Source organism: Devosia sp. (assembly GCF_039927955.1).
Lineage (GTDB): Bacteria > Pseudomonadota > Alphaproteobacteria > Rhizobiales > Devosiaceae > Devosia.
Window position 1 is genome coordinate 37,696 of sequence record NZ_JBDSUA010000075.1, and the last position, 20,574, is coordinate 58,269.

22 protein-coding genes are annotated in these 20,574 nt (G+C 61.3%); 7 read left to right on the forward strand and 15 right to left on the reverse strand.

Annotation, left to right across the window (positions count from 1 at the left end):
* Positions 1-150 precede the first annotated feature (150 nt).
* Positions 151-1,413 (forward strand): hemolysin family protein, encoded by a 1,263-nt coding sequence (locus tag ABIT12_RS17545; protein WP_348040574.1) that lies wholly within the window; start codon positions 151-153, stop codon positions 1,411-1,413.
* A gap of 22 nt (positions 1,414-1,435) precedes the next feature.
* Here the strand turns inward: ABIT12_RS17545 and ABIT12_RS17550 are convergent, their stop codons facing one another.
* From ABIT12_RS17550 to ABIT12_RS17605, 12 genes are all read right to left on the reverse strand, one after another.
* Entirely contained in the window at positions 1,436-2,032 is a 597-nt protein-coding gene (locus tag ABIT12_RS17550; RefSeq protein ID WP_348040500.1) for a GNAT family N-acetyltransferase, read from the reverse strand.
* A gap of 3 nt (positions 2,033-2,035) precedes the next feature.
* Positions 2,036-2,788: an SDR family NAD(P)-dependent oxidoreductase gene (locus tag ABIT12_RS17555; RefSeq protein ID WP_348040502.1), complete on the reverse strand. Its 753-nt coding sequence runs from the start codon at positions 2,786-2,788 to the stop codon at positions 2,036-2,038.
* Complete coding sequence (gene purF / locus ABIT12_RS17560) at positions 2,788-4,290, reverse strand: amidophosphoribosyltransferase (protein ID WP_348040504.1); 1,503 nt, start codon at positions 4,288-4,290, stop codon at positions 2,788-2,790. Before purF ends, ABIT12_RS17555 begins: the two co-directional genes overlap by 1 nt.
* A gap of 96 nt (positions 4,291-4,386) precedes the next feature.
* Positions 4,387-5,046 (reverse strand): CvpA family protein, encoded by a 660-nt coding sequence (locus ABIT12_RS17565; protein ID WP_348040506.1) that lies wholly within the window; start codon positions 5,044-5,046, stop codon positions 4,387-4,389.
* Between the two features lie 138 nt (positions 5,047-5,184).
* A complete protein-coding gene (gene radA / locus ABIT12_RS17570) occupies positions 5,185-6,576 on the reverse strand; it encodes a DNA repair protein RadA (RefSeq protein WP_348040508.1) in 1,392 nt (463 codons plus the stop codon).
* Positions 6,577-6,700: 124 nt separating this feature from the next.
* A complete protein-coding gene (gene alr / locus ABIT12_RS17575; RefSeq protein WP_348040510.1) occupies positions 6,701-7,822 on the reverse strand; it encodes an alanine racemase in 1,122 nt (373 codons plus the stop codon).
* A gap of 2 nt (positions 7,823-7,824) precedes the next feature.
* On the reverse strand, positions 7,825-9,312 hold the full coding sequence (locus ABIT12_RS17580; RefSeq protein ID WP_348040512.1) for a replicative DNA helicase: 1,488 nt from the start codon (positions 9,310-9,312) through the stop codon (positions 7,825-7,827).
* A gap of 251 nt (positions 9,313-9,563) precedes the next feature.
* Entirely contained in the window at positions 9,564-10,136 is a 573-nt protein-coding gene (gene rplI, locus ABIT12_RS17585) for a 50S ribosomal protein L9 (RefSeq protein WP_348040514.1), read from the reverse strand.
* Positions 10,137-10,355: 219 nt separating this feature from the next.
* A complete protein-coding gene (gene rpsR, locus ABIT12_RS17590; protein WP_348040516.1) occupies positions 10,356-10,610 on the reverse strand; it encodes a 30S ribosomal protein S18 in 255 nt (84 codons plus the stop codon).
* 17 nt (positions 10,611-10,627) lie between these two features.
* Positions 10,628-11,056: a 30S ribosomal protein S6 gene (gene rpsF / locus ABIT12_RS17595; RefSeq protein WP_348040518.1), complete on the reverse strand. Its 429-nt coding sequence runs from the start codon at positions 11,054-11,056 to the stop codon at positions 10,628-10,630.
* Positions 11,057-11,298: 242 nt separating this feature from the next.
* Positions 11,299-11,574 (reverse strand): metalloregulator ArsR/SmtB family transcription factor, encoded by a 276-nt coding sequence (locus ABIT12_RS17600; RefSeq protein ID WP_348040576.1) that lies wholly within the window; start codon positions 11,572-11,574, stop codon positions 11,299-11,301.
* 2 nt (positions 11,575-11,576) lie between these two features.
* Entirely contained in the window at positions 11,577-11,930 is a 354-nt protein-coding gene (locus tag ABIT12_RS17605) for a VOC family protein (protein WP_348040520.1), read from the reverse strand.
* 163 nt (positions 11,931-12,093) lie between these two features.
* Between ABIT12_RS17605 and fabD the strand changes: the two genes are divergently transcribed.
* The 6 genes from fabD to gmk all read left to right on the forward strand — a co-directional run bounded on the left by fabD (position 12,094) and on the right by gmk (position 17,595).
* Positions 12,094-13,044, forward strand: a complete 951-nt coding sequence (gene fabD, locus ABIT12_RS17610) for an ACP S-malonyltransferase (RefSeq protein ID WP_348040522.1) — start codon at positions 12,094-12,096, stop codon at positions 13,042-13,044.
* 56 nt (positions 13,045-13,100) lie between these two features.
* The gene (gene fabG, locus ABIT12_RS17615) at positions 13,101-13,838 is read left to right on the forward strand and encodes a 3-oxoacyl-[acyl-carrier-protein] reductase (RefSeq protein WP_348040524.1); all 738 of its coding nucleotides are present in this window, start codon (positions 13,101-13,103) and stop codon (positions 13,836-13,838) included.
* A gap of 214 nt (positions 13,839-14,052) precedes the next feature.
* On the forward strand, positions 14,053-14,289 hold the full coding sequence (locus ABIT12_RS17620; RefSeq protein WP_046169329.1) for an acyl carrier protein: 237 nt from the start codon (positions 14,053-14,055) through the stop codon (positions 14,287-14,289).
* Between the two features lie 40 nt (positions 14,290-14,329).
* Positions 14,330-15,589 (forward strand): beta-ketoacyl-ACP synthase II, encoded by a 1,260-nt coding sequence (fabF, locus tag ABIT12_RS17625; protein ID WP_348040578.1) that lies wholly within the window; start codon positions 14,330-14,332, stop codon positions 15,587-15,589.
* A 177-nt stretch (positions 15,590-15,766) separates the two neighbouring features.
* The gene (gene mltG / locus ABIT12_RS17630; protein WP_348040526.1) at positions 15,767-16,876 is read left to right on the forward strand and encodes an endolytic transglycosylase MltG; all 1,110 of its coding nucleotides are present in this window, start codon (positions 15,767-15,769) and stop codon (positions 16,874-16,876) included.
* 104 nt (positions 16,877-16,980) lie between these two features.
* Positions 16,981-17,595 carry a guanylate kinase gene (gene gmk / locus ABIT12_RS17635; RefSeq protein WP_348040528.1) on the forward strand — a complete coding sequence of 205 codons (615 nt, stop codon included), beginning with the start codon at positions 16,981-16,983 and terminating at the stop codon, positions 17,593-17,595.
* 161 nt (positions 17,596-17,756) lie between these two features.
* On the opposite strand, the gene rsmA is transcribed toward gmk, so the two are convergent.
* Genes rsmA through ABIT12_RS17650 form a run of 3 tightly spaced genes read right to left on the reverse strand, consistent with a single transcriptional unit; the run spans position 17,757 to position 20,559 of the window.
* Positions 17,757-18,599 (reverse strand): 16S rRNA (adenine(1518)-N(6)/adenine(1519)-N(6))-dimethyltransferase RsmA, encoded by an 843-nt coding sequence (gene rsmA, locus ABIT12_RS17640; protein WP_348040530.1) that lies wholly within the window; start codon positions 18,597-18,599, stop codon positions 17,757-17,759.
* Positions 18,600-19,601 carry a 4-hydroxythreonine-4-phosphate dehydrogenase PdxA gene (gene pdxA / locus ABIT12_RS17645; RefSeq protein WP_348040532.1) on the reverse strand — a complete coding sequence of 334 codons (1,002 nt, stop codon included), beginning with the start codon at positions 19,599-19,601 and terminating at the stop codon, positions 18,600-18,602.
* Between the two features lie 52 nt (positions 19,602-19,653).
* Positions 19,654-20,559, reverse strand: coding sequence for a peptidylprolyl isomerase (locus ABIT12_RS17650; protein ID WP_348040534.1), 906 nt, complete (start codon positions 20,557-20,559; stop codon positions 19,654-19,656).
* Between the last annotated feature and the right edge of the window lie 15 nt (positions 20,560-20,574).

Here is a 20,574-nt window from a genome sequence, read left to right on the forward strand (position 1 = left end):
GGTGTTGAGTTTTTCAACACCCGCAATCCCTCATTTTCTTCCATGGCCATAGCGACAGCGCCCAAATTGCCGGTATAACTGTCTGGCCACAAGCGACCCGATGCTGAGTGCGGGGCCGCCAACCAAGTGACGCCCTTGTTCGCCGAAATCCTGATTGTCGTCGTGCTGACCATCATCAACGGTCTCCTGTCCATGTCCGAACTGGCGGTGGTTTCCGCGCGCCCGGCCCGCCTGCGGGTGATGGCCGATCAGGGCAACAAGGGTGCCGAGGTCGCTCTGAAACTGGCAGAACACCCCGGACGGTTCCTGTCCTCGGTGCAGATTGGCATCACGCTGGTCGGCGTGCTCTCGGGTGCCTTTTCCGGCGCTACGCTGGGCCTGCGGCTCAATGCCGGCCTGCGCGAACTCGGCGTCGCCGCCAATGTTGCCGACGTGCTCGGTGTCGGCCTGGTTGTCGTCAGCATCACCTACCTGTCGCTGATTCTGGGTGAACTGGTGCCCAAGCAGATCGCGCTGCGCGATCCCGAAGGCGTCGCTGCGCGCGTTGCCCCGGCCATGAAGCTGCTCGCCGCTATCGGCTCGCCGGTTGTCTGGTTGCTCGATATTTCCGGTCGCCTGGTGCTGCGCCTGCTCGGACAGAGCGGGGAAAGCGAAGAGACGGTGACCGAAGAAGAGGTCAAGACCATCATCGCCGAGGCCACCACTGCCGGGGTGTTTGAAAGCGATGAACATTCCATGATTTCGGGCGTCATGCGCCTCGCCGATCGCTCGGCGCGCGGGCTGATGACGCCTCGTCTCGATGTCGAACTGATCGACCTCTCTGACGAGCCCGATGAAATTCGCAAGACCATCCTGTCGACCCATCGCTCGCGCCTGCTGGTGCAGGATGGGGACGCCGATTCAATCATCGGCGTGGTGGCGATCACCGACCTGCTCAGCGTCTTCGCCAATGGCCAGCCGCTCGATATCCGCAAATTCGTCCGTCCGGTGCCGGTGGTAATGGATCATGCTGACGCCCTCGACGTCGTCCGCGCCATCCGCAATTCAACGGTGCATATGGCGCTGGTCGTGGATGAATACGGCCATTTCGAAGGCATCGTCACCTCAGGCGATATTCTCGAAGTCATCACCGGCGTGTTCCAGGAAGAAACCGGCGACGACCCCGCACTGGTGCGGCGCGAGGACGGCTCCTATCTGGTGGCTGGCTGGATGCCGGTGGACGAATTCGGCGACAAGCTGGGCATTTCCATCCCCCGTGACGCCCGCTACGAAACGGTCGCCGGCTTCGTGCTGTCGATCATCAACCGTTTGCCCAAGGTCGGCGAAACTTTTGTCAGTGGCGGTTGGAAATTCGAGATCGTCGATCTGGATGGCCGCCGCATCGACAAGATTCTGATGACCAGCATGTCGTAGCGTTTGTCGCGCCGGCACCGCGCTAAAGCGCCATGCCAAACCAGGCTGACCGTGCATTGTGCTGCAGCGGCACAAAGCCGCCTTTCTGCCAGAAGGCAATACCGCCGCCATTGCTGGCGCTCACCCCAAGATGGATGCCGCGCACCCCGGCGCCGCGGGCATCGGCAATCCAGCGGTTTAGCAAACCCATGCCAACACCCTGGCCGCGTAGTCGGGCCCGCAGGTTCATGTGAATGTGTGCCGGGTAAGTCGCCACGATATTGGCAGGATCGGCCGGTGGCGCCATGATGGTCGCCACGCGCTGCCGGTCAGTCTCAGTCAGATCCAATGCCGGGTCGGCATAGCGCTGCCGCAGCGCCGGCCACCACTCACGCTCAAGCCGCGCAGCGAACGCATCCGTGTCGAACGTGCCCACGATATAGCCGGCTACGCCCTCATCGTCCTCGGCCACCATGGCGTGCTCTGGCTCGAGCACGCCATAGGGCGCCGCATAGACATGGCCAACAAGCTGACGATCATTGTGCAGTGCCGACGCATCATGCCCGCCAGCGCCTGTGACGAGGCAGATGTCGTAAAGCGCATCGAGATCGGCCGGCGTGTAGCTGCGCAGCGTCACCATGGTTCAGATTTCTTCGAACGCACCGGTGCGTATATCGAACAGCTTGCCGTTCACGCTCAGGGCGGGCGAAATCAGATCGACCAGCTTGGGCGCGATCTCGGCAGGGCGCGTCAGCGTATCCGGATCTTCGCCGGGAACCGCCTTGGCGCGCATCGCGGTGCGCATGGCGCCGGGATAGAACAGGTTGGTGCGCACGCTGGTCTGGTCCATTTCCCCGGCATAGGACTTGACCATGGCATCGACCGCCGCCTTGCTGGCAGCATAAAGCCCCCAATAAGGTCGGGCCGAACGGGCCGACGAAGACGAGACGAACACCGCGCGCCCGGCATCGGCCTGGCGCAGCAGCAGGTCCATGGACCGCAGCAGCCGGTAATTGGCGGTGACGTTGATCGCCATTACCTTGTCGAACTCTTCGGGCGTAATATGGGGCAGGGGGCTCAGCGTCCCCAGCATCGCCGCATTGGCGATCAACCCGTCAAGCGCACCCCAGCGCTCAAAGATTGCAGCGCCAAGCCGGTCGATCGCTGCCCCGTCCTTGAGGTCAAGCGGCACCAGCGTCGCGGACGATCCAAGATCCTGGATTTCATCATCCAGTTCTTCCAGCCCGCCCACCGTACGCGCCACCGCAACGACATGGGCGCCGCGGGCTGCCGCCTCGCGCGCCGCCGCATAGCCCAGCCCGCGCGATGCGCCGGTGACCAATACGACTTTACCAGCAAGATCCTTGTTCGACAGTGGGGCCTTCGTCTTCGCCATTAACCGGCCTCGCGCAGCAGGGAAATCTGTTTGGGCTCGTTCTTGGTGCGCCCATTGAGATCAGTCAACTGCGTCGGATAGTCGCCCGTGAAATAGTGGTCGGTGAACTGCGGCGCCTTGTTATTGCGCTTTTCCCCGCCCACCGCGTCGTAAAGCCCGTCGATCGACAGGAAAGCCAGCGAGTCGGCGCCGATGAATTTGCACATCGAGGCCAGATCCTTATGCTGGTTGGCCAGCAGCTTTTCCGGATCGGGCGTGTCGATACCGTAATAGTCCGAATAGAAAATCATCGGGCTGGCGACACGGATATGCACTTCCTTGGCGCCCGCTTCGCGGATCATTTGCACAATCTTGAGCGAGGTTGTACCGCGCACGATCGAGTCATCGATCAGCACCACGCGCTTGCCGGCTATTTCCGCGCGGTTGGCCGAATGCTTGAGCTTGACGCCAAAGGCACGGATCGACTGAGTCGGTTCGATGAAAGTGCGGCCCACATAATGGTTGCGGATAATGCCCAGCTCAAACGGAATGCCGCTGGCCTGGGCAAAACCAATCGCCGCCGGCGTGCCACCATCGGGCACCGGCACCACGACGTCCGCTTCGACCGGACATTCCTTGGCCAGGTTGATGCCCATGCGCTTGCGCGCGGTATAAACGCTGCGGCCGGCCACCATAGAGTCGGGACGGGCAAAATACACATATTCGAACAGGCACATCCGCTCGCGGCGTGGCTGGAACGGCTTCAGCGATTCGATGGTGATCGAACCGTCGGGCTGGATTTCACAGACCACCACTTCGCCGTTTTCGACATCGCGCACAAACTTGGCGCCAATGATGTCGAGCGCACAGGTTTCCGAGGCGAAGATCGGCTTGCCGTCCAGATCGCCCAGCACCAGCGGGCGGATGCCGTTGGGGTCACGCGCGCCGATCAGCTTGGTGCGGGTCATGGCGACCATCGCATAAGCGCCTTCCACGGCCCCAATCGCATCGACAAACCGGTCGGACGACGAGGTCCGCTGCGAGCGGGCGATGAGATGCAGGATCACTTCGGTGTCGGATGTGGATTGGCAGATGGCGCCTTGCGCGATCAGCTTGCGGCGCAGCGTCAAGCCATTGGTCAGGTTACCGTTATGGGCAATGGCGATACCGCCCACTTCCAACTCGGCAAACAGCGGTTGCACATTGCGCAGAATGGTTTCGCCAGTAGTCGAATAGCGCACATGGCCCATCGCCATGGTGCCCGGAATGCGTTTGAGCGTCGCCGGATCGGTGAAATGATCGCCGACCAGGCCAAGCTGGCGTTCGGAATGGAACTGCCGACCGTCGAAGGTGACGATGCCCGCCGCTTCCTGGCCGCGGTGCTGCAGCGCATGCAGCCCCAGCGCTGTCAGCGTTGGAGCATCGGGGTGCCCCAAAATGCCGAACACCCCGCACTCTTCGCGCAGGGTGTCGCCATACATATCGAAAGTACCGTCGTCGGGATGGCTCAAGGGGCTCTCCATACCGTGACTGCCAAACGGCAGAACTGGTTTATGCACCAAAGGCTAAGGTGCCCTTGTGGGGCACCTGAGGACAAGCACGAGGCCTGTCGGGATCGGTCAGACCGGCTTTGCCGGTGTCGCTGCGGCAGGCGCAGCCGGAGCAGCGCCAGGGGCCGCCGGAACCGTGCTGTCTTCGGTTGAATCGGTCTGATTGTCTTCGGTCGGCGCGACAGCATCGGCGGGGCCGGTGCTGTCATCAGGCTTGGTGGCCTTGCCCTTGAGAATATCATTGACCTGATCCTGCAGATTTTGCGGCAGCATAGAAATCAGGGTTTTGCCGGCAGCGTCCAGATGCGGCAGCGACTGCGAATCCTTGGCCCATGGCGGCAGCTTTTCGCCCAGCAGCCAGGTGCCAAAAATCACCACCACCACAGCGATCAACAGGCCACGCAGCACGCCAAAGATAAAGCCCAGGGTGCGATCCAGTGGCCCGATCTTGCTGTCGACGACAAAGTCGGCAATGCGCATCGTCAAAAGATGCAGCACGATCAGTGCGACAATGAAGGTCACGACGACGGTCGCAATATTGGCGACGACCTCTTCAGCGATGTATTTGTGCGCAATATCAGGATGATAGAGCAACATATAAATGGCGATGGCGGCAGAGCCGGCCCAGGTCGCCAGCGACAGCACTTCGCGGGTCAAGCCGCGCGCCGTGGCCAGGATTGCCGAGATCAGAACAAGCACCCCGACGCCAACGTCAAATGCAGTTAACATGTCTTACTCGCCTGCCCCAGTAGTTGCCTGAGCCCTTAATGGGCCTCGTTTAGCGGCTTTCCCCGGCCCTGCCAAGGGATTCGGGGCCTCGCACAAGCGATGTTCCCAGAAAGCATGACATTGCTGCAACAGATCGGCTCATTCAGCAGCTGCCGCGCGCTTGCCGCCAGCTGCAATCCGCCCCACCAGATCGGCCAGATTGGTGAATTCGGAAATCTCCATCCCCGAATTGCGATCCGCCGCGTTGAGGCGCCCGGTCGATACCGAGCCAAAGCCCAGCTTTTGTGCCTCACGCAGGCGCTGCGATCCATGCACCACCGGCCGGATACCGCCGGCCAGCGAGATTTCGCCGAAATACACCGCGTCAGAGGGCAGTGGCGAGCCGGTCAACGACGAGATCAGCGCCGCCGCCACGGCCAGATCCGCCGCCGGTTCGTTGATCTTCAAGCCACCCGCGACATTGAGATAGATGTCATTGGCCCCGATCCGTACCCCGCATCGGGTTTCCAGCACCGCCAGTACCATCGACAATCGGGATGAATCCCAGCCGATCACCGCCCGGCGCGGCGTGCCCAGTGGCGATGGCGCTACCAGCGCCTGAATCTCCACCAGCAGCGGTCGCGTGCCCTCCATGCCGGCAAACACCGCCGAACCAGCCGCTCCTTCATCGCGCTGATCCAGGAACAGCGCCGAGGGATTGGCAACCTGGCTCAGCCCCAGCGTGGTCATTTCGAACACGCCGATTTCGTCGGTGGCGCCATAGCGGTTCTTCACGCCACGCAGAATACGGAAGGTATGGCTGGTGTCGCCCTCAAAATATAGCACCGCATCGACCATGTGCTCCACCACGCGTGGACCGGCAATCTGCCCGTCCTTGGTCACGTGGCCAACCAGCACCACCGCCGCACCGCTCTTTTTGGCGAACCGCGTCAGCGCCTGCGCCGAGGTGCGCACCTGGGTCACGGTGCCTGGCGCGCTGTCGACCCGGTCGGTCCACAGTGTCTGGATCGAGTCAATGATCACCAGATCCGGCGCAGGGCCGTTCTGCAGTGTCGCCAGGATGATTTCGACATTGGTCTCGGCCGCCAGTAGTACATCGGCCTCGCCCAGGCCAAGCCGCTGCGCCCGCAACCGCACCTGCGCCACCGCTTCTTCGCCCGACACGTAGATGACGCGCTTGCCGCGATTGGCCAAAGCCGCCGCCGCCTGTAACAACAGCGTCGATTTACCAATGCCCGGATCGCCGCCGACCAGCAGCGCCGACCCCATCACGAAACCGCCACCGGTCACCCGGTCCAGTTCGGCAATGCCGGTGACGACACGCGCAGCGCTTTCGGTTTCCCCCGATAGCGGCACCAGTTGCGCCGGCTTGCCGCCGGCCTTGGCCGTCTTGGGCCCGGCTCCGACACCGCTGTCTTCGATTTCCTCGACAATGGTATTCCAATCGCCGCAGGCATCGCACCGCCCCTGCCAACGCGAATAAACCGCCCCACAGGCCTGGCAGATGAAGCTGGATTTGGATTTGGCCAAAGGGGGTCCTGTCTTGATCTGAGATGAAAGGACATTGTTCCTCCCGCCGTGCCGTTTCAGCGGGAAAAGACACTTTGAGACAATTACAGAAAATCAGGTTGACGACAAGAACAAAAAGCGAACACTACTCTGCCTCGCCGCCAACATAGCTACGCGTATAGCGGCCCTTCAGCGAGGTGAGTATTTCGTAGCCGATGGTGCCGCCGGCATCGGCCTGGTCATCGACACCAATAGTCGGCCCCAGCACTTCCACTCCTTCCCCGGGCAGCGGAATGTCGGAGCCAAGTTCAGTGATGTCCACCGCGATCAGATCCATCGACACCTTGCCGACCACCGGGCAGATATGCCCGCGCACCGCCACCTTGCCACCGGGGCGGTTATAGCTGCCCGACAATGAGCGGAAAAAGCCGTCGGCATAGCCCAGCCCGACAATTGCCAGCCGGGTCTCGCGCGCTAGTGTCACCGAAGCGCCATAGCCCACGGTCTCGCCGGTCCGCGCTTCCTTCACTTGCAGGATCGGGGCATGCAGGGTCACCACCGGCGCCATCGGGTTTTTGCGCCCGATCACGGCGCGACCGCCATATAGTGCCACCCCGGGGCGCACCATCTGGAAGTGATAATCACGCCCCGCCATCACGCCCGCCGAATTGGCGATCGAGGCCGGAATGCCGGGAAACTGTGAAATCACCGACTGGAACAGGGCCAACTGGGTACGGTTCTTTTCGTGATTGGGTTGATCGGCGCAGGCCAGATGGCTCATCACCATTTGCGGGGCATAGCCCAGATGCTCGATCTGCTTGCGCACTGTTACCGCTTCATTGAGCCGGAACCCCAACCGGTTCATCCCGGTATCGAAATGCAGCGCCGCCGGGTAGGCCTCGTTGCGCTCCAGGCACTTGGTCAGCCACTCTTCCAGCATCGGGATCGAGGACAGCACCGGCATCAGGTTCTGCCGCACATAGAGATTGGCCGCGCCGGGATACAGCCCGTTGAGCACGAAAATGTAGGCATCCTGAAGCGCGGCGCGCACCTGGATGGCCTCATCGACTGTCGCGGTAAAAAAGAACCGCGCGCCAGCGGCGTACAGCGCCTTGGCCGATGCAACGATACCGGTGCCATAGGCATCGCCCTTGACCACCGCAGCGGTCAGCGATCCGGCGCTGACTTTATCCAGTGCCCGCCAATTGCGGACCAGTGCCCCCAGATCGACAGTCAGGTGCCCCCCAAGGCCCGATTGCAATGCCATGCTTATTCCATGCGCTCCGGCAGGTAGTCGGCGCGTGCAAGATTGCCGAAGCGGGTGAACTGCGCCTCGAACGACAACTGCACCGTGCCCGTCGGGCCGTGGCGCTGCTTGCCGATGATCACTTCGGCCTTGCCGTGAACCTTTTCCATTTCCCCCTGCCAGGCCAGATGCTCAGGCGAGCCCTCTTTGGGCTCCTTGTTCTTGAGATAATACTCTTCCCGGTAAACAAACAGCACCACGTCGGCGTCCTGCTCGATAGAGCCCGATTCGCGCAAATCCGCCAGTTGCGGGTGCTTGTCGTCGCGGTTCTCGACCTGGCGGGAAAGCTGGCTCAGCGCAATGATCGGCACTTCCAGTTCCTTGGCCAGCGCCTTGAGCGTGGTGGTGATCTCGGTCAATTCCTGCACGCGGTTCTGGCTCGATGCCTTAGTCGAACCCGACAGCAGTTGCAGGTAGTCCACCACCAGCAGATCCAGCCCTTTCTGACGCTTGAGCCTTCGGGCGCGGGCGGCGAGTTGGGCCACGCTGATGCCGCCGGTATCGTCGATGTAAAGCGGCATCTGCGCCATCTGCGCGGATACATCTACCAGTTTGGAGAACTGGCTTTCGTGGATATTGCCGCGGCGAATGTCGGATGACGAAATGCCCGCCTGTTCCGCCAGAATACGGGTGGCCAACTGTTCGGAACTCATTTCGAGGCTGAAAAAGCCAACAATTCCGCCGTTGACCGTCTTGCGATGCCCGTCCGGAGTCACGTCAGCCTTGAACTCCTTGGCGACGTGGAAGGCGATATTGGTCACCAGAGCCGTCTTGCCCATCGCCGGACGCGCCGCAAGGATGATCAAGTCCGAACGCTGCAATCCGCCCATCAGCCGATCCAGATCGCTGAGGCCAGTGGCAGTGCCCGACAAACTCCCGTCGCGGCTATAGGCGTCGCCCGCCATGCGGATGGCGTCCTTGAGCGAGGCATTGAAAGGCTGGAAACCGCCATCGTAGCGGCCCTTTTCGGCCAGTTGAAACAGCGCGCCTTCGACTTCCTCGATCTGCTTGTCCGGCGTTGTCTCCACCTCGGATTCATAGGCGGTCGACACCATCTCTTCGCCGATCAGAATCAGCGCCCGGCGCAACGCCAGATCATGCACGGCACGCCCATAGTCAGCAGCGTTCAGCACCGTGGTCGCTTCGGCGGCGAGCCGCGCCAGATATTGCGGCATGGTCATATCGGCCAGCAGCGCTTCGGGCAGGTGGGTCTTGATGGTGATCGGATCGGCCGACTTACCGGCGCGGATGAACTTACCGATCACCTCATAGATTTCGCGGTGAATCGGCTCGTAGAAATGGTCCGGATCAAGGAAATCCGAGACCCGATAAAACGCTTCGTTGTTGACCAGAATTGCACCCAGCAACGCCTGTTCGGCCTCCACGTTGTGGGGCGCCAGGCGGAATGATTTATCTTCGGCGGCTGGGTGGAGCCGCGTGATCTCTGCCATGGATTGCCTCAAAGGTTAATGGTTCTTAACCACGGGCGGCGGTCGAGAGTCTTGACCTAACTTTTTGATAGTTAACGCCGTCCAAAGAGCGGCTGTTAAGATCGGGGATAACGGGACTAGCCGATTCATTTCCTTGCACAACTCGGTGCCTGAATAATGACCGAGTCGGCACTCGTTTGGCCAATCACGCTGTGACAAACAAAAAGGCCGGGTCTGCACCCGGCCTTTTCACAATTTTTGTCGGACGGATTTTACAGTTCGTCGTCGAAACGATCGTCCTGCTTGGCGTCTTTCTGGCCGGCGGCGAAGTCGCTGTTGACGTCTTCGTCATAGACGGTGACGGTCAGGTCTTCGCCCTGGTCCTGGCGGGCCGCTTCGTCACCCGAGCGAGCAACGTTGACGTTGATCGAAACGGCGACTTCGGCGTGCAGGTTCAGGGATACGGTGTGCATGCCAACCGACTTGATCGGTTCGGCAAGGTCAACCTGGGCGCGCTGGACCACAAAGCCTTCGGCTGCCAGTGCTTCCACGATATCGCGCGAAGCGACCGAACCGTAGAGTTGGCCGGTTTCACCAGCCTGGCGGATGATGATGACGGTCTTGCCATTGAGGCCAGTGGCGATGCCGGCAGCCTGATCGCGGCGTTCGTCATTGCGCTTTTCGATATTGACGCGTTCGACCTTGAACTTTTCACGGTTCGCGGCGGTGGCGCGCAGAGCCTTGCCCTGGGGCAGGAGGAAGTTACGGGCGAAGCCGTCCTTGACGGTGACTTCGTCGCCGATATTGCCGGTGCGCGCGATGCGCTCGAGCATGATAACTTTCATTGCAAAATTCCTTTGAGCTGTCCCGCCTTGTTGGCGGTTAGAAGCCCCGGACCATCCGAAGCCTCAACGTGGTGCCCTTGTGGGGGCACGCTTACGCGGACAAGAAGCCGCTGGGGCGGAACAGACAGTGGTGATCTGCGAGAACCGGAGCGGAGCGTACTTAAGTACGTGAGCACCGGAAGCGCAGCAGATCGCCACTAGATGGCCGTCCCAGTGAGCTTATTGGACAGCGTAAGGCATGATGCCGATAAAGCGGGCGCGCTTGATGGCCTTGGCCAGTTCGCGCTGCTTCAGGGCCGAAACGGCAGTGATGCGGCTTGGAACGATTTTGCCGCGCTCGGAAACGTAGCGCGACAGCAGGCGCACGTCCTTGTAGTCGATCTTTGGTGCGCCTTCGCCCGAGAACGGGCAGGTCTTGCGCCGACGCTGGAACGGACGGCGGGCCTGGGCGGTGGTTAGGTCACGAATTGCCATAGCTTGATGTCCTTATCTTAGAAACGGCGCGGACGGCGTTCGCCGCCGCCAAAGCCACCGCGGTCATTGCCACGGTCGGGACGGCCGCCAGGGCCACCGTCGCGCTCGCCACGATCATCGCGGTCGCGCTTCTGCATCATTGCCGAAGGGCCTTCTTCAAGTTCGTCCACGCGGACAGTCATGAAGCGCAGGATGTCTTCGTTGATGCGCATCTGGCGTTCCATTTCGGCAACGGCAACGGCCGGTGCTTCGATGTTCAGCAGCGAGTAGTGCGCCTTGCGATTCTTGCGGATGCGGTAGGAGAGACCCTTGAGGCCCCAATATTCGTTCTTGGTAACCTTGCCGCCATTGGCGGTCAGGATTTCGGTCAGCGCAGCGGTCAGTTCTTCGACCTGGGTCGGAGAAACGTCCTGGCGGGCCAGATAGATATGCTCATAGAGGGCCATATAGGGCGCCTTTCTAAGTGGGTTTCACTCAACATCCATTGGCGCGGAGCCTCCTTGAAGCCGGAAAGGCATCAAAGCAGTCTTGCAAAGAGCGGGAACACGGGAGGCCGGGATATTTCACCCTATCTGCATCGGCTTTCACCAATAACAAACCCTCCGTTCAGCCCCCGGCCAAACGAACGTTGGCGGTGCAATAGGGGAAAGAGCCGCCAAAGGCAAGGGAATATGCGGAAAAGCTGGCGTTACGGGGCGACTAGGGCCTGCATCGCCTGAACGACTGCGGCAACGGCGGCGGTGTCGGTCTGATAAAGCCAGCTTCGGCCGCGCTTCTCCAGCACCAGCAAGCCGGTCTTGCGCAAAACCTTGAGATGCTCCGAGATCGCCGCCGGAGATAGCGACGACAGCGCCGCAAGCTCTCCCGCGGAACGCGCCTGTCCGCGGCAGGCCACGATAAACGCCCGCCGTTCATTGTGCGACAATGCGCGCATTAACTCGTCCAGTTGCTGCGGTTCGATCACGCTCAACCTTGGATCAGTGTGAGCAGGTTACCGGCCGGATCACGCAATTGTGCCTTTTGGACCCAACCATTGTCCACCGCCGGCATGGCAATCGTGCCGCCCTGCAACAGCCCGGCCGCCAGGGCTGCGCTCAGGTCCGGCACGACAATGCCAATGGTCAGGCTGGCATCGGCCGCTTCGACCAAGGCGCCGTTGATCCCGCCCGGCGCTGTTTCAATCAGTGAATATCCCGGTCCCCGCTCGTTTGTCTTCCAGCCAAACGTGGCTTCGTAAAACGCCTGCAGCGTCGCGGTGTCGGGTCCGGCGATGTCAAAGTGGCCGATGCTGTTGGCGATGCGGCTTGGTTGTTTGCTCATCTGAGTCTCCCTCTGCTCATAAATTAGTTCGGGATATCCCGAAATGTCAATGCTGAGTGGACTGCCCGCTTGGCCTTGACTCTGCCACACAGTCCGGCCAAACGCCGCGCAACTGGACATCGGTCCGCCCACGGGCCAAGTTGATGGAAAACGGAGGGGTTACATGGTCAAGCGTGCATTCACATTTCCCGGGCAGGGCAGCCAGGCTGTCGGCATGGGCAAGGAGCTGGCCTCGACCTATCCCGAAGCCCGCGCAGTGTTTCAGGAAGTCGACGAAGCTCTTGGCCAGCGGTTGTCGGCCATTATGTTCGAAGGCTCAGATGACGAACTGCGGCTGACCGAAAATGCCCAGCCGGCGCTGATGGCGGTTAGCCTGGCCGTAATCCGCGTGCTCGAATCCAAGGGCGTCCGCCTTGCCGACCATGCGGCCTATGTCGCCGGTCATTCGCTCGGCGAATACTCCGCGCTGTGCGCGGCCGGCACCTTCTCCGTCGCCGACACCGCCCGCCTGCTCAAAATCCGCGGCCAAGCCATGCAGAAGGCCGTTCCCGTCGGCCACGGCGCCATGGCGGCGCTGCTGGGGCTGGACGTTGCCACCGCCCGCGAAGTGGCCGCTGAAGCGGCGCAGGGCGAAGTCTGCGAAATGGCCAACGATAACGCACCCGGCCAGGCAGTTATTTCCGGCGCTGTCGGGGCCATCGAACGTGCTGTCGATATTGCCAAGGCCAAGGGCGCCAAGCGCGCGCTATTATTGCCGGTCAGCGCGCCATTCCACTGCTCGCTGATGCAGCCCGCTGCCGATGCCATGGCCGCCGCCCTTGCCGAAGTACAGATGCAGGCTCCGGTGGTTCCATTGGTCGCCAACGTTCTGGCCGCGCCGATTCAGACCCCTGCCGATATCCGTCAGCGTCTGGTGGAGCAGGTCACCGGCGTGGTCCGCTGGACCGAGAGCGTGGCCTGGCTGGCCGGCGCTGGCGGCGTGACGCATCTGGTTGAGCTTGGCACCGGTAAAGTGTTGACCGGACTCGCAAAACGTATCGATGCGAACCTGGTCGCCAATGCCATCGGCACGCCTGCCGACATCGACGCCTTCGTTGCTGAACTTAACGCATGAACTGCGTGAATCACCGCATCAACCACTTGAATCAGCTTTTGACTGGGGACGCCTAAATGTTTGATCTGACTGGAAAACGCGCCCTCGTGACTGGCGCCAGCGGCGGCATTGGCCGCGAAATCGCCAAGGCGCTGGCTGCTGCCGGCGCCCGTGTTGCGCTCAGCGGCACCCGCGTCGGTGCGCTCGAAGACACTGCCAGGGAAATCGCTGGCGATAGCCCGATCCTGCCCTGCAATCTTTCCAAGCTCGACGAAGTCGACAAGTTGGTCCCTGCTGCCGAGGCGGCGCTCGGCGGCCTCGATATCCTGATCAACAATGCCGGCATGACCCGCGACAACCTGTTCATGCGCATGAAGGATGAGGAATGGGACGAGGTGATTGCGGTCAACCTGACTGCCGCCTTCCACCTTACGCGCTCCTGCCTGCGCGGCATGATGAAACAGCGCCATGGGCGCATCATCGGTATTTCCTCGGTCGTCGGCGTCACCGGCAATCCGGGGCAGGGCAACTATGCCGCCTCCAAGGCCGGCCTGATCGGCATGAACAAGGCGCTGGCCCACGAGGTGGCCTCGCGCGGCATCACCGTCAATTCGATTGCGCCCGGTTTTATCGCCTCGGCGATGACCGATGAACTCAATGACAAGCAGCGCGATGCGATCCTGGCAACGATTCCATCGGGTCGCTTGGGGACCGCGCAGGAAATCGCGGGTTGTGCCGTATTCCTTGCCAGCGACGCCGCGGCCTACATCACTGGGCAGACGCTGAACGTAAACGGCGGCATGGCGATGGTTTGATCGGGCCAAAGTGCCGTCAATGCTTGGCTTTGCCTTATGGCAAAGGCCATGGAAGTATGTTAATCCGCCCCGCTGCTGAACAAAGCGGGCCATCTTGCGAGTGCCGGGCAGCCCGCCTACACTTGATGTGTGCAAGCCAACACAGCGCTTGAATACTTGGCTTTGCGCCAATAAGAAGCCAACGAAACGTCGATTTCAAAAAGGGAAGTCAAACATGAGCGATGTCGCTGATCGGGTCCGCAAAATCGTTGTGGAACACCTCAATGTGGATGGCGAGAAAGTCGTCGAAAAGGCGAGCTTCATTGACGATCTGGGCGCCGACTCGCTCGATCAGGTCGAGCTGGTGATGGCGTTCGAGGAAGAATTCTCGGTCGAAATTCCGGACGACGCTGCCGAATCCATCCAGACCTTTGGGGATGCTGTCTCCTTTCTGACCAAGGCCGTCGGCTGATCCTGCCCTAGTCTTGATCCGGTAGGATGGCTTTATGGAATTGCGCCGCGTTGTCGTCACCGGTTTGGGTATCGTCAGTCCTTTGGGGTGCGGCGTAGAAACGACGTGGTCCAATATCCTCGCCGGAAAGAGCGGTGCCAGACGCATCGACGATTTTCAGGTCGATGATATCGCCTGCCAGATCGCGCATCGCATTCCGCTCGGCGACTATGCGGACGGCAAATACAATCCCGACGAATGGATGGACGTGAAGGATCAGCGCAAGGTTGATCCCTTCATCGTCTATGCCATGGCCGCCGCCGCTCAGGCGATTGCCGACGCCGGGGTCGAACCCAGGACCCAGGAAGAGCAGGAACGCACTGGCGTCCTGATCGGCTCGGGCATCGGCGGGGTCGGGGGCATCTATGAAGCCTCCATTACCCTGCATGAAAAGGGTCCGCGCCGCATCAGCCCGTTCTTCATTCCGGGCCGGCTGATCAACCTGGCGTCCGGTTATGTCTCCATCCGCTTCGGCCTCAAGGGTCCGAACCACTCGGTGGTGACGGCCTGCTCGACCGGTGCCCATGCCATAGGCGACGCATCTCGCCTCATCGCCCTGGGCGATGCTGACGTCATGGTCGCTGGCGGCAGCGAAAGCTGCGTTAACCGGCTGGCACTGGCAGGTTTTGCGGCCTGCCGCGCGCTCTCCACCGGTTTCAACGATAATCCGCAGGCCGCCTCCCGCCCCTATGACAAGGACCGTGATGGTTTTGTCATGGGAGAAGGCGCCGGCATCGTTGTGCTTGAAGATTACGAACGGGCAAAGGCCCGTGGCGCCAAGATCTATGGCGAAATCATCGGCTATGGTCTGTCCGGCGATGCACACCACATCACCGCGCCCTCGGAAGACGGCGATGGCGGATTCCGCTGCATGAAAGCGGCGATCAAGCGCGCCGGGATTTCCCCGTCCGAGATCGACTATATCAATGCCCACGGCACGTCGACGCCGCTGGGTGATGAGATCGAGCTTGGCTCAGTCACCCGCATGCTGGGCGATGCCGCGCCAAACGTTGCCATGTCGTCCACCAAGTCTGCCATTGGGCATCTGCTTGGCGCCGCCGGCTCGGTCGAAGCCATTTTCTCATTGCTGGCGATGCGCGATAACATCGCGCCACCCACGCTGAACCTCGACAATCCGTCGGTCGAAACGGTCATCAACCTGGTGCCGAAGAAGGCGTTCAAGAAGGAAATCAACGTCGCGCTGTCCAACTCCTTTGGTTTTGGCGGCACCAATGCGACGCTGGTGATGCGCCGCGTCTGACCGGCGTCCTGTCCACCTTAAATAAGTTCACATTCTTGGCTTTCTGGCCGTTTGCTCTTGTCATTGCAGGGCTGGGTAGGAAGAATGCGCACGCTTTGCTGCGTCTCGATGAGGCGCCAAGATCAACAAATCCGGCTGCGCACCGCGCGGTAACGGCAGCGCAAGGATTAGAGCCAGATGATTGATAGCAAGGCCAGGCGCAAACCCCGCCGTCGCAATGGCTTCATCGACCTGCTCAACGGCTTCCTGTCGTTGTTCGTCATCGCCATGCTCGTTGCCTGCGGTCTCGTCGTTTACGCCGCATCGCAATATTACGGCAGTGGCCCGACCAAGGAAGAAAAGCTGTTCCGCGTTGAATCCGGCAACGGCCTCGGCGCCACCGCGTCGCGCCTCGAAGAGCAGGGTCTGATCAGCAATCGCTTCATTTTCCAGGCCGGCGGCAAAGTGCTGGAATCTCAGGTCAATCTGAAACAGGGCGACTTCAAGATTCCCGCCGGTGCCAGCATGGCCGAAATCCTGCGCGAACTGACCACTGGCACGCCGATCCGCTATGCTGTCACCATTCCCGAAGGCTGGACCGCCTGGGAAGTGGTACAAAAACTCAATGACGTCAGTGACTTGACCTCCACAGTCGCCAGCTTGCCCGCCGAAGGCTCCATCTTGCCCGGCTCTTACGACTACACCCCCGGTGATTCCCGCCAGGTCGTGCTCGAAAAGATGCAGGCGGCGATGACGACGGAACTGGCCAAGGTCTGGGCCGCTCGCAATCTGGATTTGCCGTTGAAGACGTCCGCCGAACTCGTCGTGCTGGCGTCCATTGTAGAGAAGGAAACCGGTGTCGCCACCGAGCGGCCGGAAGTGGCAGCGGTATTCGTCAACCGGCTCAAGAAGAGCATGCGGCTGCAGTCTGACCCGACCATCATCTACGGCATCACCAAGGGTCAGTCGACGCTGGGTCGCGGCCTGAAGCGCTCCGAAATCGAGCAGAAGACTGCTTACAATACCTACCAGATCGATGGCCTGCCGCCGACACCGATCGCCAATCCTGGCATCGATGCGCTCAAGGCCGTCGCCAATCCGGATACCCACGGCTACCTCTATTTCGTCGCCGCCACCGCCAATCCGGCTGATGGCCATGTGTTTGCCTCGACCTACAAGGAACATCAGGCCAACGTCGCCAAGTTCCGCCAGATCGAGCGGGCCGCCGCCGAAAATTCCGACGCCGATGCCAATGCGGCCAAGGATGCGCTCGAAGCCGGACAGGCCAACGATACCGCCCCGCAATAGCCCAATATCGACTCACTTGACCGGGCCACGCCGCTCGATCAACTACGCAAACCACAAGCAGCAGCGGGCAGGGCAGGACGATGGAATTCACGCGACGCGGGGTCATGCTAGTTATCGCATCGCCGTCGGGCGCGGGAAAATCCTCGATTTCGCGCTCATTGTTCGGGCAGGACCCCAATATCAAGCTGTCGGTTTCGGTGACCACGCGCGCGCGCCGCACTGATGAGGTCGAAGGCACCCACTATTACTTCGTCGATGTCCCCACCTTCGAGCGCATGCGCGCCAATGGCGAACTGCTCGAATGGGCCAAGGTGCACGATAATTTCTACGGGACGCCCCGCGCCAAGGTCGAAGAACAACTGGCTGCCGGCAACGATATCCTGTTCGACATCGACTATCAGGGCACGCTGCAGCTCTACGAAAAGAGCCGCGCCGATATGGTCACAGTGTTCATCCTGCCCCCTTCGATCAAGGAATTGCGGGCCCGGCTCGAACGTCGCGCACAGGACAGCTCGGGCACTATCGAAAAGCGCCTGCGCAACGCCAAGATCGAAATGCAGCACTACAATGAGTACGATTACATCGTCATCAACAAAGACCTGGAAGCCTCGACCCAAAAAATCCGCTCGATCCTCGCCGCCGCCCGCCTGGTTCGCCAGCGCCTGATCCAGCTCGACTCCTTCGTCAAGGATCTGCAGAACCAGATCGACACGCTGTAATTCCCTGTCTTCCTTTTCCCCTTGAGGGAGAAGGTGCCCGAAGGGCGGATGAGGGGTGTTTTCCAAACGTCGTGCATGGACAGCGCAGTACCCCTCCCTGCAATTCTGCTGAACGCAGAATTCCTGTCCCTCTCCCTCAAGGGGCGAGGGCCGGACGTGGCTTACCGTAGCCCCGGCAACACCCTTGCCATCGCCAAAAACGCCTCCACCGGCAATTCCTCGGCCCGCTCGTCGCCCTTGAGGTCCGCTGCCGCCAGCAGGCCTTCCACCGGCACGCCGAGCGATTTCAGGCTCTGCCGCACCATCTTGCGCCGCTGCCCGAACGCCGCCTTGGTGACGTTCTCCAGATCGCGCACCGCCACCGTGTCATCGACTGCCTTCGGCTTCAGATGCACAACTGCCGAGGTCACGTTCGGCTGCGGCGTGAACGCCTCGCGGCTGACATTAAAGGCAATCCGTGCCTCGGTTCGCCAGCCTGCCAGCACACCCAGCCGGCCATACGGGTCTTCACCCGGCCGGGCACAGATGCGCTCGGCCACTTCGCGCTGGAACATCAGCGTCAGGCTTTCGAAATATGGTGGCCAGGGCTGGCTGGTCAGCCAGCCGGTCAGCAGCGGTGTGGCTATGTTATAGGGCAGGTTGGCGATGATCCGCGTTGGACCATCGGCCAACAGCCGGTAATCCATTTCCAGCGCGTCGCCTGAAATGATCGTCAGCCGTCCCGGATAGGCTTCGGCAATCTGCGCCAGCGCCGGCAGGGTGCGTGGATCGCGCTCGATGGCGATTACCTCGCGCGCGCCCTCGGCCAGCAGCGCCCGGGTCAGCCCGCCGGGGCCCGGACCCACTTCGATGACGCGAACGCCTTCCAGCGAGCCGCCAACGCGGGCGATGCGGGATGTCAGGTTCAGATCGAGCAGGAAGTTCTGCCCGAGTTCCTTTTTGGCGCGCAGGCCATGCTCCGCGATCACCTCGCGCAACGGCGGCAGATTGTCGATTTGGCTCATTCAGTGCGGTCCGCGCGTCATCTCGTCGGCCAGCCGTATAGCTGCCAGAAAGCTGCGTGGCGACCCCTTGCCGGTGCCGGCAAGGTCAAATGCCGTGCCGTGGTCCGGCGAGGTCCGCACGATCGGCAGGCCCAGCGTCACGTTGACCGCATCCTCGAACGCCACCGTCTTGATCGGGATCAGGGCCTGATCATGATACATTGCCACCACAGCATCGTATTTTTCCCAGTGCGGCGGATAAAACAGCGTGTCGGCCGGGAAGGGGCCTTCGGCATTGATCATTTCGAACTGCAATTGCCCCACGGCCGGAGCGATGATGTCGAGATCTTCCGTCCCGATATTGCCGCCTTCGCCTGCATGCGGGTTCAGCCCCGCCACGGCGATGCGCGGCTCGGCGATGCCGAAACGGTGCTTGAGGTCATGGTTGACCACTTTGACGGTGTCGATAATCAGTGCCTGGCTCAACCGTGCCGGAACGTCCCTGATCGGGATATGGATCGTCACCGGCACAGTGCGCAATCCGCCATGGGCCAGCATCATCACCGGCAGTCGCTCCTTGCCGTCGATCGCGCATAGGGCCGCCAGGAACTCGGTATGGCCGGGATGGGTGAACCCGGCATGATACAGCGCCGCCTTGTGAATCGGCGCCGTCACCAGCGCCCGGCAAGCCCCACTCATCACCGCTGCCACGGCATGCTCGATTGCGCCGATCACCACCTTGGCCGCTAACAGGCTGGTCTTGCCAGGATGGTCCGAAACCAGCCCATCAATTGACACGACAGGCAGGGCAAAGCCGAACACCGGGCCGGCATCGGCAACCTCCACGCTTTTGATGTCGATGGTCAGCCCCAGCCGCACGGCGCGCAGGCGCAGGAAGTCAGCATTGCCGAAAACACAGAACGGCGGCAGCGTATGCTCCCGCCGATTGGCGTAAAGTTGCAGGATCAAATCCGGCCCGATCCCCGCGGGTTCGCCCATGCTGATGGCCAGCGGCTTATCCATTTGACCCCCAAAGCGAAACGGCAAAATGGCCGGCGCCGGAGCGCCGGATCGGTTAGTTCCGAATGATCTTTGCCTTGGCGCGCAACTCGTCCATGTATTTTGCTGCCTCGGTCTTCAGGGCATCGCCGCCGGCACCGGCTTGCAGATCGCTCTTGATAAAGGTCAGGTCTTCGGCCTGGGCCTTCTCGCACACGGCCAGCATGGAAACGCCGCTGTTGATCACGCGTGGCTTGGTAATGCCGCCAACGTTGAGGCCCGCCAGTTCCTTGGCAATTGCCTCAGGCATCTGCGTCGCGTGGCGGCGACCGACATCGACCACTGCCGCATCGGTAAAATTCAGCGACAGATCGACCGCAGTGTCGCAGCCGGTGAACTGCTGGCGATATTTGTTGGCCTGGGCGGTGCGGCCGCCCGCGCCATTCCCGCCTGGCGCCACGAAGATGATTTCCTTGAGAATATAATCGAACGAGTTGATGCCGGTCACCTTGGCGGCAGCCTCTTGATCAAGCTGCAGATCGGAAATCTGCACACGTGGCTGCACGGCGTTCTGCACGATACCGCTCCAGGCGATGGCGGCCTTGAGGCGGTTGCGCAGGGAATCGATGCTGACGCCCTGCGATTGCAGCGTCGTCGTCAGCCGGTCCGTGGTGAGCTTGAGGTTGCGCGCCACCTGATGAAAGGCGTCATCGACCTGGCTGGGAGAAACGTTGATACCCAAGCGTTGGGCCTCCTGCAATTGCAGGGCTTCGTCGATCAATTGCTGGGTTGCGCCGCGCGTGCCGGTATTGTTGCCTTCCAGCGCGAACAGCTTGATGCGCTGGGAAATCTGTATGTCGGTAATGGCCTCGCCATTGACCGTGATCTTGGTGGCGGCAACGGCCGGCATGGTTGCAACAACGCCCAGCAGCATCACCAGTGCTGCGGCCCCAACCGCGCGTACCCAACCGCCACTCGCCATGATTTTCTTCCGTCT

What these genes read in the sequence shown, in the direction of transcription:
- mltG (WP_348040526.1), top strand. Translation starts at nt 15,767, where the DNA reads ATGATTGATAGCAAGGCCAGGCGCAAACCCCGCCGTCGCAATGGCTTC.
- alr (WP_348040510.1), bottom strand. Translation starts at nt 7,822, where the DNA reads ATGGCATTGCAATCGGGCCTTGGGGGGCACCTGACTGTCGATCTGGGG.
- ABIT12_RS17620 (WP_046169329.1), top strand. Translation starts at nt 14,053, where the DNA reads ATGAGCGATGTCGCTGATCGGGTCCGCAAAATCGTTGTGGAACACCTC.
- ABIT12_RS17555 (WP_348040502.1), bottom strand. Translation starts at nt 2,788, where the DNA reads ATGGCGAAGACGAAGGCCCCACTGTCGAACAAGGATCTTGCTGGTAAA.
- ABIT12_RS17565 (WP_348040506.1), bottom strand. Translation starts at nt 5,046, where the DNA reads ATGTTAACTGCATTTGACGTTGGCGTCGGGGTGCTTGTTCTGATCTCG.
- fabD (WP_348040522.1), top strand. Translation starts at nt 12,094, where the DNA reads ATGGTCAAGCGTGCATTCACATTTCCCGGGCAGGGCAGCCAGGCTGTC.
- rpsF (WP_348040518.1), bottom strand. Translation starts at nt 11,056, where the DNA reads ATGGCCCTCTATGAGCATATCTATCTGGCCCGCCAGGACGTTTCTCCG.
- ABIT12_RS17650 (WP_348040534.1), bottom strand. Translation starts at nt 20,559, where the DNA reads ATGGCGAGTGGCGGTTGGGTACGCGCGGTTGGGGCCGCAGCACTGGTG.
- gmk (WP_348040528.1), top strand. Translation starts at nt 16,981, where the DNA reads ATGCTAGTTATCGCATCGCCGTCGGGCGCGGGAAAATCCTCGATTTCG.
- purF (WP_348040504.1), bottom strand. Translation starts at nt 4,290, where the DNA reads ATGGAGAGCCCCTTGAGCCATCCCGACGACGGTACTTTCGATATGTAT.
- rsmA (WP_348040530.1), bottom strand. Translation starts at nt 18,599, where the DNA reads ATGAGCCAAATCGACAATCTGCCGCCGTTGCGCGAGGTGATCGCGGAG.
- fabG (WP_348040524.1), top strand. Translation starts at nt 13,101, where the DNA reads ATGTTTGATCTGACTGGAAAACGCGCCCTCGTGACTGGCGCCAGCGGC.
- ABIT12_RS17580 (WP_348040512.1), bottom strand. Translation starts at nt 9,312, where the DNA reads ATGGCAGAGATCACGCGGCTCCACCCAGCCGCCGAAGATAAATCATTC.
- ABIT12_RS17550 (WP_348040500.1), bottom strand. Translation starts at nt 2,032, where the DNA reads ATGGTGACGCTGCGCAGCTACACGCCGGCCGATCTCGATGCGCTTTAC.
- rpsR (WP_348040516.1), bottom strand. Translation starts at nt 10,610, where the DNA reads ATGGCAATTCGTGACCTAACCACCGCCCAGGCCCGCCGTCCGTTCCAG.
- rplI (WP_348040514.1), bottom strand. Translation starts at nt 10,136, where the DNA reads ATGAAAGTTATCATGCTCGAGCGCATCGCGCGCACCGGCAATATCGGC.
- pdxA (WP_348040532.1), bottom strand. Translation starts at nt 19,601, where the DNA reads ATGGATAAGCCGCTGGCCATCAGCATGGGCGAACCCGCGGGGATCGGG.
- ABIT12_RS17605 (WP_348040520.1), bottom strand. Translation starts at nt 11,930, where the DNA reads ATGAGCAAACAACCAAGCCGCATCGCCAACAGCATCGGCCACTTTGAC.